Source organism: Virgibacillus halodenitrificans JCM 12304 (assembly GCF_001310895.1).
GTDB classification, from domain to species: domain Bacteria; phylum Bacillota; class Bacilli; order Bacillales; family Amphibacillaceae; genus Virgibacillus_Q; species Virgibacillus_Q halodenitrificans.
In genome coordinates, this window is record NZ_BAZS01000029.1 from 1 (window position 1) to 16,483 (window position 16,483).

The 16,483-nt window shown below is 36.9% G+C and carries 17 protein-coding genes, 1 pseudogene and 1 other annotated feature; of the genes and pseudogenes, 12 read left to right on the forward strand and 6 right to left on the reverse strand.

What is annotated here, in order from left to right; genetic code table 11:
* Positions 1-210: 210 nt before the first annotated feature.
* Together JCM12304_RS14255 and JCM12304_RS20150 are read right to left on the reverse strand one after the other, a co-directional pair.
* Positions 211-660, reverse strand: coding sequence for a M15 family metallopeptidase (locus tag JCM12304_RS14255; protein WP_369813174.1), 450 nt, complete (start codon positions 658-660; stop codon positions 211-213).
* A complete protein-coding gene (locus JCM12304_RS20150; protein ID WP_256200842.1) occupies positions 633-779 on the reverse strand; it encodes a hypothetical protein in 147 nt (48 codons plus the stop codon). The genes JCM12304_RS14255 and JCM12304_RS20150 overlap by 28 nt, the downstream gene beginning before the upstream one ends.
* Positions 780-888: 109 nt before the next feature.
* On the opposite strand from JCM12304_RS20150, the gene JCM12304_RS14260 reads away from it, so the two are divergent.
* The 10 genes from JCM12304_RS14260 (at position 889) to JCM12304_RS14305 (ending at position 9,693) form a co-directional block, all read left to right on the forward strand.
* Entirely contained in the window at positions 889-1,506 is a 618-nt protein-coding gene (locus JCM12304_RS14260; protein WP_019377409.1) for a glycerol-3-phosphate acyltransferase, read from the forward strand.
* Positions 1,507-1,508: 2 nt separating this feature from the next.
* A complete protein-coding gene (locus JCM12304_RS14265) occupies positions 1,509-2,006 on the forward strand; it encodes a DUF456 domain-containing protein (RefSeq protein WP_019377408.1) in 498 nt (165 codons plus the stop codon).
* A 29-nt stretch (positions 2,007-2,035) separates the two neighbouring features.
* Positions 2,036-2,866, forward strand: a complete 831-nt coding sequence (gene thiD / locus JCM12304_RS14270) for a bifunctional hydroxymethylpyrimidine kinase/phosphomethylpyrimidine kinase (RefSeq protein WP_019377407.1) — start codon at positions 2,036-2,038, stop codon at positions 2,864-2,866.
* Positions 2,867-2,957: 91 nt separating this feature from the next.
* Positions 2,958-3,509, forward strand: coding sequence for a cysteine hydrolase family protein (locus JCM12304_RS14275; RefSeq protein ID WP_019377406.1), 552 nt, complete (start codon positions 2,958-2,960; stop codon positions 3,507-3,509).
* A gap of 119 nt (positions 3,510-3,628) precedes the next feature.
* Positions 3,629-4,057, forward strand: coding sequence for a GNAT family N-acetyltransferase (locus JCM12304_RS14280; protein ID WP_060681112.1), 429 nt, complete (start codon positions 3,629-3,631; stop codon positions 4,055-4,057).
* Between the two features lie 45 nt (positions 4,058-4,102).
* Positions 4,103-4,319, forward strand: a binding site (T-box leader).
* A 68-nt stretch (positions 4,320-4,387) separates the two neighbouring features.
* Positions 4,388-5,827, forward strand: a complete 1,440-nt coding sequence (gene proS, locus JCM12304_RS14285) for a proline--tRNA ligase (RefSeq protein ID WP_060681114.1) — start codon at positions 4,388-4,390, stop codon at positions 5,825-5,827.
* Between the two features lie 488 nt (positions 5,828-6,315).
* Positions 6,316-7,485, forward strand: a complete 1,170-nt coding sequence (locus JCM12304_RS14290) for a M20 family metallopeptidase (RefSeq protein WP_060681116.1) — start codon at positions 6,316-6,318, stop codon at positions 7,483-7,485.
* A gap of 22 nt (positions 7,486-7,507) precedes the next feature.
* On the forward strand, positions 7,508-8,287 hold the full coding sequence (locus tag JCM12304_RS14295; RefSeq protein ID WP_060681118.1) for a substrate-binding periplasmic protein: 780 nt from the start codon (positions 7,508-7,510) through the stop codon (positions 8,285-8,287).
* Positions 8,288-8,318: 31 nt separating this feature from the next.
* Entirely contained in the window at positions 8,319-8,978 is a 660-nt protein-coding gene (locus JCM12304_RS14300) for an amino acid ABC transporter permease (protein ID WP_060681120.1), read from the forward strand.
* Positions 8,971-9,693 (forward strand): amino acid ABC transporter ATP-binding protein, encoded by a 723-nt coding sequence (locus JCM12304_RS14305; RefSeq protein ID WP_060681122.1) that lies wholly within the window; start codon positions 8,971-8,973, stop codon positions 9,691-9,693. The genes JCM12304_RS14300 and JCM12304_RS14305 overlap by 8 nt, the downstream gene beginning before the upstream one ends.
* 56 nt (positions 9,694-9,749) lie before the next feature.
* On the opposite strand, the pseudogene JCM12304_RS14310 reads toward JCM12304_RS14305, so the two are convergent.
* The 3 genes and pseudogenes from JCM12304_RS14310 to JCM12304_RS14320 form a co-directional block, all read right to left on the reverse strand.
* Positions 9,750-10,699, reverse strand: a pseudogene (locus tag JCM12304_RS14310) (AAA family ATPase).
* A 136-nt stretch (positions 10,700-10,835) separates the two neighbouring features.
* Entirely contained in the window at positions 10,836-11,309 is a 474-nt protein-coding gene (locus JCM12304_RS14315; protein WP_060681125.1) for a glutathione peroxidase, read from the reverse strand.
* Between the two features lie 62 nt (positions 11,310-11,371).
* Positions 11,372-12,448, reverse strand: a complete 1,077-nt coding sequence (locus JCM12304_RS14320; RefSeq protein WP_060681127.1) for a YkvI family membrane protein — start codon at positions 12,446-12,448, stop codon at positions 11,372-11,374.
* 274 nt (positions 12,449-12,722) lie between these two features.
* Between JCM12304_RS14320 and JCM12304_RS14325 the strand changes: the two genes are divergently transcribed.
* Positions 12,723-13,961, forward strand: a complete 1,239-nt coding sequence (locus tag JCM12304_RS14325) for a PucR family transcriptional regulator (protein WP_060681129.1) — start codon at positions 12,723-12,725, stop codon at positions 13,959-13,961.
* A gap of 118 nt (positions 13,962-14,079) precedes the next feature.
* Positions 14,080-15,192 carry an alanine dehydrogenase gene (gene ald, locus JCM12304_RS14330; protein ID WP_060681131.1) on the forward strand — a complete coding sequence of 371 codons (1,113 nt, stop codon included), beginning with the start codon at positions 14,080-14,082 and terminating at the stop codon, positions 15,190-15,192.
* Positions 15,193-15,301: 109 nt separating this feature from the next.
* Here the strand turns inward: ald and trhO are convergent, their stop codons facing one another.
* Positions 15,302-16,270 (reverse strand): oxygen-dependent tRNA uridine(34) hydroxylase TrhO, encoded by a 969-nt coding sequence (gene trhO, locus JCM12304_RS14335; protein ID WP_019377394.1) that lies wholly within the window; start codon positions 16,268-16,270, stop codon positions 15,302-15,304.
* Positions 16,271-16,483: the final 213 nt, after the last annotated feature.

The window sequence follows — 16,483 nt, forward strand, 5'->3', positions numbered from 1 at the left end:
CTCTCCGGCGGATTACTCCGCTCTGCAGCTGATTAATTTTCTCTCCAGCGGATTATTTTGCACTACGTCGCAGTTTCCTCCAACTATGAAGGAACAAAATACGTTTGTACCTCAATATTTGCAGTAGAACCAATTTTTTGGTAAACCTTGGATCATTTTCATTACTGGAATAGATGGAATAGCTATAAGCATAAGGAAGATTCCCATTAATTAATCTTGCTGTTCCTCTTCCGTTTTTGGTCGAAGTCCTTCTTGCAACTGTGCTATGCTCAGGCCGAATGTCATCTGTAAGTGAGGATAGTCCTTAAAACCGCTCCAATCTCCACCCCATTCAAAACCAAGATCTTTCGCAAGCTCTGCTACTTCTATCCAATCAGATCTTCCATTTCCGTTGCCATCGTAGTTCATATCCCATATAATTTCCCCTTTTTTGTTGCGTACGGCATAATCTACAGCCAATCCATAATTGTGATATGACTCCCCAGCTTTGGCATGTGTTACAATATTTCCTTCTTTTGAGCGCCCTTTTTTATAGAGCTGGTTTTGCTCCTCTTTAGATCGCAGTCCTGCTGTAATGACGATATCAATATTCTTTCCTTTTGATTGCTCTAGAAGTTTATTCAGCTGTTTATCTACTGTGGGGTGAAGGGATTCGGGAATAGGGCATCTTCACCATTATTTATATATTTCTCTTCCTTTGTGTTATATATAATAAATACAGTGACTATAAATAAAATAATTACTAACCATGTCAGCAAAATTCGAAGTAGACTTTTCATTCATAAGGTACTCCTCTTGTTGTTTAATATAATCTTATTCTAACAAATTTTTATAGCATATTCTTATAGAAAGTTAATTGCGATATAATAGGTGAAAAGGGGTGTTGAGATGTATATGCTTATAGCTGGGTTCATTGGCTACTTTTTTGGGTGTCTACATGGTTCCCAGATCGTTAGCAAACTTAAAAAGGTAGATATTAAGAATTCCGGTGTAAAGAATTCTGGCGCTTCTAATACAACCATATTACTTGGGTGGAAGTATGGAATACTTGTTGCAATTATTGATATTTTTAAAGCTACATTAGCCATTTTACTTATGTTATTTATCCTTAATGAATATGGTGTTACAGGAGAAAGGCAGACGCTTTTAATCTATCTTACAGCTTTTTTTGTTGTAGTGGGTCATAATTACCCGATAACTATGAAGTTTAGTGGGGGAAAGGGTACGGCATCCGTTGTAGGTGTTTTGTTAGCGATTGATTGGAAAATCGCTCTGATAGGTATTGGAATCTTACTTATTTTTACCTTTGCTACAGATTACCTTGTTATAGGTGTTCTATTTATGTATCTATCTTTCTTAACTACAACCTTTATTTTCTTTGGCGTAGAACCTACAATGATTGTTATCCTCTTAACTCTTTTAAGTATTATGAAACATATGGAAAACTACAAACGTATAATAAGAAAAGAAGAAACCAAACTATCAAGTATGTTTGGTAAAAAGTAACTTTGGGGGTAGGGACACTGGATATTATCATTTGGGTTTTAATAATTGCATTATTTATTTTAAGTTTTATAGGGATTGTTTTCCCAATCATCCCGTCTGTATTGGTTCTCTGGGGAGGATTTTTATTATACCAATTCTTAATTAATTCAGAACAGTTGAATGCGGCATTTTGGATTGGGATGAGTATTTTTACAGTTGTATTGATTTTAGCGGATATTATTGCTAACAGCTATTTTGTGAAGCGTTTCGGTGGTAGTAAATGGGGAGAACGAGGAGCAGCAGTCGCGGTAATTTTTGGCTCTTTTATTATTCCTCCTTTTGGAATCATCATTTTGCCTTTTTTAGTCGTATTTTTTATTGAAATACTGCAAAGTAAAACAGTCGGCGAGGCGATTCGTGCCTCTATCGGTTCCTTGTTGGGATTTTTGGGGGGAGCATTAGCCAAAATAGTTATTCAAATGATTATGATAATCTGGTTTTTTATCGTAGTATTGTTGTAACTAGTAATATATAGAAAGGGTTTTACATAATGAATTATCCAGCGCGAGTGTTAACGATTGCTGGATCAGCTGCAGGAGGAAGTGCAGGGATTCAAGCGGATCTAAAAACATTTCAGGAATTAGACGTGTATGGGATGAGTGTCATAACAGCAATTGTCGGCAAACATCCGGAAACGAATAAAAATGTGCACCCACAAACAATTGAAGCAATTGAAGCTCAATTTGCTACGGCTATGCATCAAGTGGGAGCTGACGGGCTAAAGACAGGTATGCTGTTTTCCAAAGCAGTAATTGAAAAAACGGTAGAATTGATAAAGCACTCTCGAATTGAAAATATCATTGTAGATCCAGTTATGGTAGGGAAGCTGGACTCCAAATTATTGGAAGATGATGCGATTGATGCATTAAAAGAAAAGCTAATTCCGATGGCAACAATTATTACACCAAATATACCGGAAGCTTCTATTTTACTTCAAAATAGAGAAATTACTACAGTAGAAGATTTAAAGCAGGCGGCGATCGATTTACATGCATTGGGCTCTGAATATGTGTTAGTTAAAGGTGGAAGGCTTTCTGGTCCGGCGGTGGATGTGCTGTTCAATGGTGAAGAGCTGATTGTTTACGAAGCCCCGCGAATTGATACGGTGAATACCAGCGGTGCAGGTTGTACATATTCTGCTGCCATTGCTGCACATATGGCAAAGGGAAAGCAGGTTTCAGATGCAGTTGAGTTGGCGAAAAGCTTTGTTACTACAGCGATTGAACATGGTTTTTCATATACAGAACTTGTTGGGCCGACTTATCATGCTGCAGAGAGGAAATACAAGCAAGCTCATAAAATTAAAGTAACTTATGTTTGAGTTACGAAATAAATAGGTAAAGTAAATAATTTTATAGCTGATATGCACCTATTCTATAAAGCGGAGATGAAAATAGACTGGAGGAAGCAAGATGGGAAAGCAAGCTTTAATAAATGTGGATTATACGGTAGATTTTGTTGCGGATGAAGGAAAACTTACTTGTGGATTGCCTGGACAGGAAATTGAGAATACAATAGTTTCTCTAACTAAACAATTTATTGAGAGAGGCGAGTATGTAGTATTTGCGATAGATGCACATGTTGAAGGAGATGTTTTGCATCCAGAAGCACATCTATTTCCACCACATAATATTATCGGTACTTCCGGTCGGAATCTTTTCGGGGCCTTAGCGGAGGTCTTTGAAACCCATAAAGAAAAAGATAATATTTATTATTTTGATAAAACCAGGTATAGTGCATTTGCTGGAACGGATCTTGAAATCAGGTTAAGAGAAAGAGGCATCGAGGAAGTTCACCTTGTAGGTGTTTGTACAGATATTTGTATTCTTCATACTGCTGTAGATGCTTATAATAAAGGCTTTCAAATTGTTATTCATAAAGATGCAGTAGCAAGCTTTAATCAAGCTGGACACGAATGGGCTCTTAGCCATTTTGAAAACACGCTGGGTGCGCAAATACGCTAAGGGGGAGAAAACTGAGTTCAATATTCAGCTCTTATACTTTTGATCAATATACTGTAAGAAAGGCAATAAAAGATGATGCTAAGGAAGTATTTCAAATTTTACGAAATGCTGCCAGTTGGTTGAATGAGAAGAATATAAATCAATGGGAGCACCTGCATAATGATGTTGAAATTAACGAAATTATGGAAGACATTGTGGAGGATATCACTTATATAGTAGAAAATAAGAATACTGATATAGTAGCTGTATTCAATTTTTCTCCTAATCAAAATCCGTGGGATATTGAAATGTGGGGAAAGCGTGAAGATAAGGCCTTTTATTTGCATCGTTTTGCTGTACATCAAGAACATCATCATAAGCAAATTGGTAAACGAACGCTTGAATGGATGATTAATTCATACCAAGTGAATAATAGCTATATACGATTAGATTGTATAGGAAATAACCCTGTATTAAATAAATTCTATCAGCGAGCTGGATTTCAATTTATGGGCCATGTGGGGGAAGCGGGAGATCAGTTCTCTCTTTACGAAAAAGCCTTTTATTAAGAGTGCTTGACTTTCCATGTGCATAGCTTTATATTTAGAAATATATATGAAACGTAGAAGAGGATTAGTATAATTTATTGTCTTTTCAAGAGAGGAAATGGCTGCTGGAAATTTCTAAAGACATAAGTGGGAACCTGCCTCTGAGTTCGCCATCGTTAAAGCCTTGTTGCTGTAAGATGTGCGCGGTCTATGACCGTTACCAATTTAAGTGTACAGTATTTCCTGTAAACAAGGGTGGTACCACCAGACCTCGGTCCCTTTTCGGATGGAGGATTTTTTGTGTTCCGATTTGTTAATTAAATTATAAATTTATATAAAGAGGTGTTCAGCTTGGGTAAAAAAAATAAGCAGTTTGTTGAAAAAGTGACAGCGATGGAGGAAGATTTCGCACAGTGGTACACAGATGTAGTGAAACAAGCGGAATTAGTGGAGTATGGTCAAGTTCGTGGAACAATGATTATTAAACCATATGGATATGCAATTTGGGAAAATATTAAGGATGAATTAGATAAAAAATTTAAAGAAACTGGTCATTCTAATGTAGCCTTTCCATTATTTATCCCAGAGAGCCTTTTACAAAAGGAAAAAGACCATGTAGAAGGGTTTGCACCTGAAGTTGCTTGGGTAACGCATGGGGGAGAAGAGGAGCTGACAGAGAGAATTGCTGTACGTCCAACCTCAGAAGTTCTTTTCTGTGATTATTATTCAAATAATATCCATTCCTATCGTGACTTGCCGAAATTGTATAATCAGTGGGGTAATGTAGTCCGTTGGGAAAAAACAACTCGCCCATTCCTTCGCTCTTCTGAGTTCCATTGGCAGGAAGGTCATACAGCGCATGCTACTGACCAAGATGCTGCAGAAGAAACAGACAGAATGCTTGGTATTTATGCTGACCTTGTAGAGAAGTACTTGGCTATTCCTGTACTGAAGGGGCGGAAAACAGATAAAGAAAAATTTGCAGGCGCAAAGTATACCTTAACAATCGAGAGTATGATGCATGACGGTAAGGCATTGCAATCTGGTACATCCCATCACTTTGGTTCTGGCTTTGCAGAAGCATTTGATATTACGTATCTTGATGAAAATGGAAAAAGTCAATATGTGCATCAAACTTCATGGGGGCTTTCTACCCGTATAATGGGTGCGCTAATCATGGTGCATGGTGATAACCGTGGTTTAGTTATTCCTCCAAGAATAGCACCAATCCAAGCTATGATCGTACCAATTGCCCAGCATAAAGAAGGCGTATTGGATAAAGCATATGAACTACGTGATCAACTGAAGAATCTTGTACGTGTAGATATAGATGCGAGTGATAAAACTCCTGGATGGAAGTTCAATGAAACAGAAATGAAGGGATTCCCTGTTCGTATTGAAATGGGACCAAAAGATATTGAAAAGAACCAAGTAGTACTTGTGCGTAGGGATACAGGGGAAAAAGAATTTATTGCACTAGCTGAATTACAAGACCGCCTTCCTGTATTGCTAGAAGAGATACAGCAAAACTTATATGAAAAAGCAAAAGCACACCGAGAAGAAAAGACTTCTGTAGCAAAAAACATGGACGAGTTCAAAGCAGCATTGGAAGAAAACCCAGGCTTTATTAAAGCTATGTGGTGTGGAGATACAGCATGTGAAGAAAAGATAAAAGAGGAAACGACAGCAACTTCTCGTTGTATCCCATTCGAACAGGAGAAAGTTTCAGATACCTGTGTATGTTGTGGTAAGGAAGCAAAAGAATTAGTATATTGGGCAAAAGCATACTAATACGTATAGCGAAAAATGGAAAAACAAGCACATAAGACGTGCTTGTTTTTTTGTGCACACACATAAAGTTAGGGCTGCAGCAGAGCGAGATAATCTTCCGGAGAACAAAATTAATCAGCAGTAGAATGAATTAATCCGCCGGAGAGCAAATTAATCGGCAGTAGAGCAAATTAATCGGCAGTAGAGTGAATTAATCCACCGGAGAGTAAATAAAATTGCCTTAGATAGTTAGGGATTAGCTATATTGAATTTTTTTAAAATGGGAGTTTGCAGTCTTACCAAGTAGCAAATTACTTCGCAGTATATCTATAATCTGAATTAATTTATGACCACTGCAATTTTTGTTAGTAAATTTTTAACTTTTCATCATTCCTCTTTATCCTATAACGTTTTTCCATACAGCTTATAAAAAAACTATTGCATAAATATAATATCCGTGGTATAAATATACATATTCATTAATAATTATACATATTGGAGGATACATCATGAAGAGCCAGTTAAAGAAGGAATTGAGTAATATTATAGGCGAGTTATGTAATATGAGTGATCAACTCTATAAAAACCCTGAGATCGGTGATCAGGAATACAATTCAATGAAGCTTTTAACGGAATATCTTGAACAACATAACTTTCATATTGAGAAAAATATAGTAGATAGAAAAACTGCATTTAAAGCTGAATTTAACAGTGGTAAACCTGGCCCTGTTATTGCATATTTAGCTGAATATGATGCATTGCCTGAAGTGGGACATGGATGTGGTCATAATCTAATAGGGACGATGAGTGTAGGCGCGGGTATTATTTTAAGTAAACTATTAAATGAAATAGGAGGAAGAATTGTGGTATTAGGCACTCCTGCTGAGGAAACAAACGGAGCTAAAGTGCCGATGAGTGAAAAAGGAATTTTTGACTCTATCGATGTGGCGATGATGGTACATCCTTCCGATCAATCCTATGAAAGTGGCGATTCACTGGCTATGGATGCTATACAATTTGCCTACAAGGGTAAAACCTCTCATGCTGCCGCGTCACCTGAAAAGGGAATTAATGCTTTAGACAGTGTTATTCAATTGTTCAACGGCATTAACGCACTAAGGGAGCACTTACCCGAGGATGTACGTATACACGGTATTATCTCTGAAGGCGGACAAGCTGCTAATGTAGTTCCTGACAAAGCAGTTGCACAATTTTATGTGCGATCTAAGGAACGAAGCTGCTTGGATGAAGTTGTTGCGAAAGTAATTAATATAGCAAATGGAGCAGCATTAATGACAGGAGCTACACTAGATATTTCGAATTATGAATTAAGCTATGACAATATGAAAACAAACCAAACTTTATCAAAAGCTTTTACAGCTAATTTAAAAAATATAAGTGAGCAGCCAATTCAGTCTGCAAAGATGAGCTATGGTTCGATTGATATGGGAAATGTAAGCCAAGTCGTTCCTGCAATTCATCCATATATTAGTTTAAATAAGCCTGGATTAGTAGGACATACAGTAGAATTTGCTGACCAAACGATTACAGCAGAAGGACATCAAACATTGGCAGAAGGTGTATTGGGCCTGGCTGAGACAGGATATGATATATTGACAGATCCATCGTTATTTGAGGAAATTCAACACGAATTTAATAAGATTCATCAACTTGTGTAAAGAGAAAAGAGGAGAATATAAATTGAAAAAAATAATAGGTACACTCACTTTATTGGTATTAGTTATCACTATATTGGCAGCATGTGGGAAAAGTGAAGCAAATTCTGAAGGGAATAATCAAAATACAGAAGACAAAAAAATATTAAAGATGGCAACTTCAGCAGATTTCCCCCCATTTGAGTCACGTGATACAGCGGGCAATTACGAAGGTTTTGATATTGATTTAGCCCATATGGTAGCAAAGGAATTAGGGTATGAGCTGGAGATTGAAGATATGAAATTTGATGGATTAGTCGGTGCTTTACAATCTGGAAGAGTGGACATGGTTATGGCTGGAATGAGTGCAACTGAAAAGCGAAGACAAAATGTTGAATTCTCTTCGGAATACAACCGGTCAGGCGAAATGTTTATATTTAAACCAACAAACGCTTTTAAAGATCTTGAGAGCTTGAAGGGAAAAACGATAGGTGTGCAGCTTGGGACCATACAAGAAGAAGGTGCCGATGCATTAAGTGAAGAATATGGCTTTACAGTTAAAAAAGTAGATGACGCTGGCACAATGATCCAGGAGCTTAACTCCAATCGTATTGATGTAGCTTATATGGATAAATCTGTTGCAAAAGGGTATATCAAGGAGCAGGATCTACAAGGCTTTGATGATCCAACAACGAGTTCTCCTGGGATGGGTATCGCATTTCCAAAAGACAGTGATCTTGTAGAAGATGTGAACAAGGCGTTAAAGAAGTTTGAAGAAAACGGAGAACTGCAAAAGCTGAAAGATAAATGGTTGAACGAACAATAAAAACAACATAGAGAGAAAGAGGTGGTAAGGCATGAATTTGGACTTTAGCCAGATCGTGCCTTATATTCCTTTTATGCTAGAGGGAATATGGGTTACATTAAAATTTGTTAGTGCTTCAATTGTGATTGGATTTATTATAGGTACATTATTGGCATTATGCAAGATTACTAAGATACCAGTATTAAAGGTTATTGCTGATATTTATACATCAATCTTCCGGGGGACACCATTAATTCTACAATTAATGATTTTTTATTTTGCTGTACCTCAATTGACAGGATATGATATTGAACCATTTTCATCAGCCATCCTGGCGTTTGGACTAAACTCAGCTGCATATGTTTCAGAAATTATACGTGCAGGTATTATGGCAGTAGATAAAGGACAAACAGAGGCAGCACAAGCGCTGGGAGTACCATATAAATCAATGATGGTAAACATCATTTTACCCCAGGCAATTAAAAATATTTTACCAGCATTAATGAACGAGTTCATCACATTAACAAAGGAATCTGCCATTGTATCGGTTATTGGCTACCTTGATATCATGCGCCGTGCACAAATTGTAGGTGCTGATATTTATCGTAATTTTGAACCTCTGTTGTTTGCAGGTGTGATCTACTGGCTAATGGTCTTTGTGCTTACACAACTCGGCAAAGTAGTAGAACGGAGGATGAGATACAGTGATTAAGGTAGATAATGTTTCTAAGTCATTTGGAGAAAATGCAGTATTAAAAAATATATCAACAACTATAAAACAGGGCGAAGTAGTTGCAGTCATCGGGCCTTCTGGATCTGGTAAGTCAACCTTTTTAAGATGTTTAAACCTTTTGGAACAGCCAACAGCAGGAGATATTTGTATTAATGAAACGATGATTACATCATTAAAAGTAAATAAGCTGGAGATTAGAAAGAATATAGGAATGGTATTTCAGCACTTTCATCTGTTTCCTCATATGACTGTATTGGAGAATGTTACGTATGCACCAAAAAAAGTAAAAAACATGAAAAAAACAGAAGCGGATGAAATCGGAAAAAGCTTAATTGCTAAGGTCGGTTTAACTGATAAAGAGACTGCTTATCCAAATCGTTTGTCAGGAGGACAAAAGCAGCGTGTTGCTATTGCAAGAGCATTAGCAATGGAGCCGGACATCATGCTGTTTGATGAACCTACCTCCGCACTTGATCCTGAAATGGTAAAAGAAGTATTGGATGTGATGAAGGATCTGGCAGATAGTGGAATGACGATGGTCATTGTTACACATGAAATGAATTTTGCAAAGGAAGTAGCGGATCGAGTGTTATTTCTTGATAATGGTATGCTTGTGGAAGAGGGCAAACCAGAATCGTTTTTTGCAAAGCCACAAACAGTGCGGGCACAAAATTTCCTCGAAAAAATATTATAAAAACACATCGGGAACGTCCTATTCCCGATGTGTTTTTTGCGTGCAAAAAAATAAATTTATTTCATATGCCCCATTTCTACAGGAACAGGGACTGATTCAATTAGCTGTTGGATAATGTCTTCCTTGTTATAGCGAAGAGAACCTTCCATACTAAGATTAATTCGATGTTCAAATAAATGAGGGGCGAGCAATTTAATATCCTGAGGGGTGACATAATCTTTTCCTTCCAGTAATGCCTTACTTTGAGAAGCACGCATTAAGCTAAGGCGGCCCTGGAACTTACGCCAATTTCGATGTCCTCATGTTCACGGGTTTTTCTGACTAGCTCTAATAAATAATCCATAACTATATCTGTTATTTCTATTTTACGGACTTCTTTTTGTAGTGCAATAATGTCTTCCTTCGTCACGTGAGGTGACAGATCGTTTATCGGATCAGTTAAACGCTGATTTTTTAGTATCTGTTTCTCATTGTTGTAGGAAGGGTAATCCATTTTAACCATCATCATAAAGCGATCCAACTGAGCTTCTGGTAGCGGAAAGGTTCCTTGGTTTGATTCAATTGGATTCTGACTGGCAATAACGAAAAAAGGCGGTGTAAGCTGAATTGTCTCCCCATCAATTGTTGTCTGATTTTCTTCCATGACCTCCAAAAGGCTGGATTGAGTTCGTGGGGTAGCACGGTTTATCTCATCTGCCAATAAAATATTTGTGTCAACAGGCCCCATTCGCATTTCAAATTCCTGTGTTTTTGGATTGAAAAATTGAATGCCAGTGACATCGCTTGGAAGAACATCCGGTGTAAATTGAATACGTCTAAAATTACCTTTGATTAACTTAGCTAAAGCATTTGCTAGTTTTGTCTTTCCGGAGCCTGGGACACTCTCTAATAAAATATGACCCCCACTAAGGAGTGTAATAAATACTAGATCTACAGCCTCTTCCTGTCCTAAAATCACGTTGTTTAATGCTTCTTTTGCTTTTTTGATTTTATGTAATGCTTCCAAAGTTAAGGCTCCCTTCCTAGTGCAGGTGTTATTTTAATATTAGCACAAATAATAGTGTGATTAGCAAGTCGAAATTTTTAAAATAGAAAAAATCCATCAGGGAGACGTTATGTGCTGCCTGATGGATTTCTATCAGTTATAGTAGCTCTTCAATATCCTGTTCCAAGCTTTCTGGCTTGGTTTGAGGTGCAAATCGTTTAATGACATTTCCATTTCTATCAATAAGAAACTTTGTGAAGTTCCATTTAATTTGCTTCGTCAGCATACCCTTTGCTTCTTCTGTTAAGTATGAAAATAAAGGATGGGCTTGCTCTCCTTTTACATCGACTTTACTAAACATTTGAAAGGTGACTCCATAGTTCCGCTGACAAAACTCTGAAATCTCTTCGTTTGAACCTGGGTCCTGGTTATTAAATTGATTACAAGGAAAACCCAGAATGTCTAAACCTTGTTCTTTGTATTTGTCGTATAATTGTTGCAGCCCTTCAAATTGGGGCGTAAAGCCACATTCACTTGCTGTATTGACAATCAAAAGTACTTTTCCCTTATAATCTGACAGGGATTTTTCTTCACCTAGCAAAGTCTTAGCTGAAAAGTCATAAACATTCATATCAAGCGGCCTCCTTTACTCAAAGAATAGCAATAAGGATCTCTCCCGTCAAAAAAGGAAAACTATTCATGATCTGTTAGCCTGTTCTTCTTCCCTGTTGGCATCTTAAAGGAAGCGGTGACGAGTGCTAAAATTAAGAAAAGACCTAAATAGCCAATTAGCGGATAGAAGAAGGCAACAAGATCTGTAAAACCGGCAAAGCTGGCAATAAAGCCAATAATCAATGTTATCGTAATAAATAACTTGAATTTGCTTGTGCCAATTTCTGTGAATCTCGCACCGAATGCAAAAAACATACTAATCCCAGTATTAAAAATCATTCCGAATAAAATCACTGAATAAAACGTACCAAGAAACGGAGATAGTTCATTGACGATTTGTAGCATAGGCATGTCATATTCTGCAACAACATCGACCTTTGAAAAGATGGCAAGATGACTTAGCACAATAAGAAGTCCCAGACCCAGGCCACCAACTAATCCACCGAGTTTGGCAGCTCGTTCATCTTTTTCTGCCCCTCCCATAACAAGAGACATAGATGCACCAACTGCAATATTAAAGGACACATAGTTGATTCCAGCAATAAACCAATTCGGCAAGGTAGAAGTCTGTTCCTTTGCAATTGGATTTAAATCAGTAAAGGTGGCATCCATCGTAAGAAGGCTATAAACAGAGACGATGATAACACTGATAATTAGAAATGGCGTAATACTACCAATAACATTAACTACCCGATCCACGTTTAACATCGCTGTTAATAAAACTAAAATAGTCATCAGCAAGGTCCCCATAAATGCAGGCAAACCAAACTGTTGGTCAAAAATGGAACCAGCACCAGCAACCATTACAACTCCCACGCCAAATAAGGTGAAAATAATAATGTAGTCAACAATAAGTGCTAACCATGGATGGAAACTGACCTCATAAATCGCATCTTTATGGGAAGTTGTTTGTAAACGACTTCCTAATCTAGTAAGTGTCATACCAAGATAGGCAAATAATGCGGTGGCGACAATGGCTCCTAAGGTGCCAATTAAGCCAAAACTCGTAAAGTACTGCAAAACTTCCTGCCCAGAAGCAAAGCCAGCCCCAACGATTATTCCAATAAAAGCGCTACCAATTTTTAATATTTTTTTCATACTACTTTCCCCCAAATACAAGTCTGTAACTGATCATACCAAAATATTAAACAGTTGTAGAACAAAAGAGTTTAAAATGTCGAAATTCGTTGAAAAATGGTGACGATTACATTTATTTTAACAAATAATCAATCAATTTTATTTGTTCATTTTGTAAAAATAAAGGAAGAAAGTTTGTTTAATGTCACTAAAACATACTAATTATGTGGTATTCTTGAAGGGTAATAAATATTAAAAAATACTCTTCCTAAAGTACAAGATCGGAGGAAGCAAGATGTCACACGCGGTTAATCATTCGGGGCTTTTTCAATTGAATTTTGATTCCTTGGAAGGGCTGGCGGATCGAATTGCAGAAATAATGAACTGTCCCATAACGATTGAAGATTCGAATCATCATATTATCTCGTATAGTTCACATGAAGATAGCGTAGACAATGTTCGTGTGAATACGATTATTCAAAGAAAAGTACCTGAAAAGGTGATAAATAGTTTATGGAAAAAAGGGTTTATGTCAAAACTATTTAAAGATGATAAACCAGTTAAAATACCTGCAATACCAGAAGTTGGCCTAGGCGATCGTATAGCAATCTCTGTCAGCAAAAATAATGAGATATTAGGCTTTATATGGGCACATACCAATGGGAGAGAAATAACAGAAGAGAATTACATGATGCTCACGGAGGCTGCTAAAGCTGTTCAGAAAAAATTACTCAAGCTCCAGATCAAGAAACAGCGGATGGAGGAAAGCTATAAGGAATTCTTTTGGCAATTGCTTACCGGCCATCTTAAAGATCCAACAGAAATTGAACAGCAAGCGCAAAAATATGGTCTTTACCTCAATGGATATGTTGCTATAGCGATGATTGAGTTTGAGGAGGAAGTGACAGAGGAAATTGAAAAACATTCCTTCTATCTAACAGAAACTCTTCGAGGGGTTGAGGTGGTATGTAAAGTTTTCGACCAAAATCAGTTTATCCTATTAGTAAGATTTCCGTCCATCAAAGATTCTAACAAAATTTTAAAAGAATATGTCAGTAATTTTACTGCCAAAATAGAAGAACGGTTAAAGCTTCATCATAATATATCAGCTGCCTTTGGGCTCATATTTGAATCACCAAAATATATTAAGGACAGCTATAATCAGGCAGAAAGAGTACTTAATGCTAAAAGTCAATTCCCAAACCAGTTGGAAAAAGTATTCGGATATAACGAACTGGGAGTATACCAATTCATAGATGAATTAAAAGAAATTCGGAAGCAGACAAATTATAAAAATGATGTAATTAGAACATTAAAACAATATGATGCAAACCATAATACTGAATTACTTAAAACCTTGAAAGCCTTTTTAAATTGTGATAGTAATGTGTATAAAGCAGCCAACGTGATTCATGTTCATACAAACACGTTAAATTATCGTCTAAAGCGAATTACTGAACTAACGGATATAGATTTGAAGGATCCTAATCAAAAAGTTACGTTATTTTTGGATTTGAAGCTATTGGAAATGTGAGAGTAATTATATGTGGAATTACACAAATACTATTGGTTATATTTTGTATACTGACTAAAGCGTTTTAATAAATCAAGTTATATAATAAATCTAAATGGAAAATAGGGAGGAAACAAACATGATTATAGGGGTTCCTAAAGAAATAAAGAACAACGAAAACCGAGTTGCCATGACACCAGCAGGGGTAGTAGCTATTGTAAAAGCAGGCCATCAGGTCATCATTGAAACTAATGCTGGAGAGGGTAGTAACTTTACTAATGAAGAGTACAAGGAAGCTGGAGCTGAGATTATTGAAAACGCTTTAGATGTCTGGGCTAAAGCTGATATGATTATGAAAGTAAAAGAACCTTTAGAGTCTGAATACGGTTATTTCCGTAAAGGTCTAATTCTATTTACTTATTTACATTTAGCAGCAGAAGAATCATTAACAAAAGCATTAGTAGAGAATGAAGTAACAGCAATTGCCTATGAGACAATTACTGTTAATAATACATTGCCACTTCTTTCTCCAATGAGTGAAGTAGCTGGCAGAATGGCTGCTCAGATTGGTGCTCAATTCCTTGAAAAGTCAAAGGGCGGTAAAGGAATTCTATTAAGTGGGGTGCCGGGAGTTAGCAGAGCTAATGTTACAGTAATCGGTGGCGGTATGGTTGGTACCAATGCTGCTAAAGTAGCTAATGGCCTAGGAGCCAATGTTACAATTATTGATTTAAACCCAAATCGTTTACGTCAATTGGAAGATATCTTTGGTTCAAGTGTACAAACATTAATGTCAAATCCATATAATATTGCAGAAGCAGTAAAGAAATCTGACCTTGTAATCGGATCTGTGCTAATTCCAGGAGCTAAAGCACCAAAATTAGTAACAGAAGATATGGTTAAAGCAATGCAACCTGGATCTGTAATTGTAGATGTGGCAATTGACCAAGGTGGTAATTTTGAAACAGTCGATCATATTACAACACATGATGATCCAATTTATGAAAAACATGGTGTTCTTCACTATGCTGTTGCAAATATGCCTGGTGCCGTGCCACGTACGTCAACAATTGCTCTGACAAACGTAACTATTCCATATGCCATCCAAATAGCCTCTAAAGGTGCAGAAAAAGCAATAAGAGAGAATGCTCCAATTAAAACAGGAGTGAACGTGGTTAATGGAAAAGTAACATTTAAAGCAGTTGCTGATGAATTTGGTTACGACTATACAGACGTAGATGCAGCACTTTAATAAGTGGCTGAATTAGCATTAAATAATCTATAGTTATGGTTAAATGTTGTAACATTTTATCCATGAAAAAGAGCTCCAGGAGTTATCCTGGAGCTCTTTTCGTATCTTATTATGCTTCTTGTTTCCTGGATTCACCCAGCAACTGAAGTCTTTGGTCAATATCTTCTTCTGACAAGTTGTATTCTTTTACGTACATATTACGTGGGCTGACACGACATTCATGTGTACAACCTCTCATATATTTATGCTCGTTTTCTTCAGAGCAGAGAATTTGTTTATTACACTCAGGATTTGCACAGTTTACATAGCGCTCACAAGGTTTTCCATCAAAATAGTCCACGCCGACTACAACATGTTCTTTTTGATTTACTGGAACAGAGATTCGTTCATCAAAGACGTAGCACTTTCCATCCCATAACTCTCCTTGTACTTCAGGGTCTTTACCATATGTTACAATTCCACCATGTAATTGGTTCACATCTTCAAAACCCTCTTCTTTTAACCACCCGGAGAATTTTTCACAACGGATGCCGCCAGTACAATAGGTAAGCACTTTTTTGCCTTCAATTTTTTCTTTATTTTCTTTAATCCAATCCGGTAACTCACGGAAAGTTTTAATATCTGGCTTAATTGCTCCGCGAAAATGCCCTAGTTCATATTCATAATCATTTCGAGCATCAATCACTACAGTATCTTCATCTTGCATTGCCTCATAGAATTCCTTTGGAGAAAGGTAATTCCCAGTTGTTTGCAATGGGTTAATATCATCTTCCAGACGAAGTGTTACTAATTCCTTTCGAGGACGCACATGCATTTTCTTAAATGCATGCCCTTCATGCTCATCAATTTTAAATACCATGTCAGCAAAACGTGGATCGTTTTTCATTGCTTCCATGTATTTATTTGTTTGCTCAATTGTCCCGGAAACTGTACCATTTATTCCTTCTTGAGCAACAAGGATTCTTCCTTTTAGTTCCAAGTCCTTGCAAAATTGAAGATGCTCTGCGGCATAGGCCTCTGGATCCTCAATATGCACATAGTTATAGTACAACAAAACCCGATAATTCGTTTTTTCCATTTTATTTACCACCTGTCATTCATATTTGCAAGATATAAATGTTTGGTAGTCACTATTAAATTATAATCTTGCAAGAAACTATTTTACCAAGGAATAAGCTAATTTTCAAGCTGATCTAAATACGCCACTACTACTCATTTAAAAGGCAGACATGTTTTTGTTCACTCAAAACGGGTAAAATACCAAAGCAAAGAACCCTATAGGGATTTAATA

Bases quoted from the DNA above. Each gene is read 5' to 3' on its own strand.
- JCM12304_RS20150 (WP_256200842.1), bottom strand. From the start codon at position 779: ATGAAAAGTCTACTTCGAATTTTGCTGACATGGTTAGTAATTATTTTA.
- JCM12304_RS14320 (WP_060681127.1), bottom strand. From the start codon at position 12,448: ATGAAAAAAATATTAAAAATTGGTAGCGCTTTTATTGGAATAATCGTT.
- ald (WP_060681131.1), top strand. From the start codon at position 14,080: ATGATTATAGGGGTTCCTAAAGAAATAAAGAACAACGAAAACCGAGTT.
- JCM12304_RS14315 (WP_060681125.1), bottom strand. From the start codon at position 11,309: ATGAATGTTTATGACTTTTCAGCTAAGACTTTGCTAGGTGAAGAAAAA.
- trhO (WP_019377394.1), bottom strand. From the start codon at position 16,270: ATGGAAAAAACGAATTATCGGGTTTTGTTGTACTATAACTATGTGCAT.
- thiD (WP_019377407.1), top strand. From the start codon at position 2,036: ATGAATTATCCAGCGCGAGTGTTAACGATTGCTGGATCAGCTGCAGGA.
- JCM12304_RS14300 (WP_060681120.1), top strand. From the start codon at position 8,319: ATGAATTTGGACTTTAGCCAGATCGTGCCTTATATTCCTTTTATGCTA.
- JCM12304_RS14260 (WP_019377409.1), top strand. From the start codon at position 889: ATGTATATGCTTATAGCTGGGTTCATTGGCTACTTTTTTGGGTGTCTA.
- JCM12304_RS14290 (WP_060681116.1), top strand. From the start codon at position 6,316: ATGAAGAGCCAGTTAAAGAAGGAATTGAGTAATATTATAGGCGAGTTA.
- JCM12304_RS14325 (WP_060681129.1), top strand. From the start codon at position 12,723: ATGTCACACGCGGTTAATCATTCGGGGCTTTTTCAATTGAATTTTGAT.
- JCM12304_RS14275 (WP_019377406.1), top strand. From the start codon at position 2,958: ATGGGAAAGCAAGCTTTAATAAATGTGGATTATACGGTAGATTTTGTT.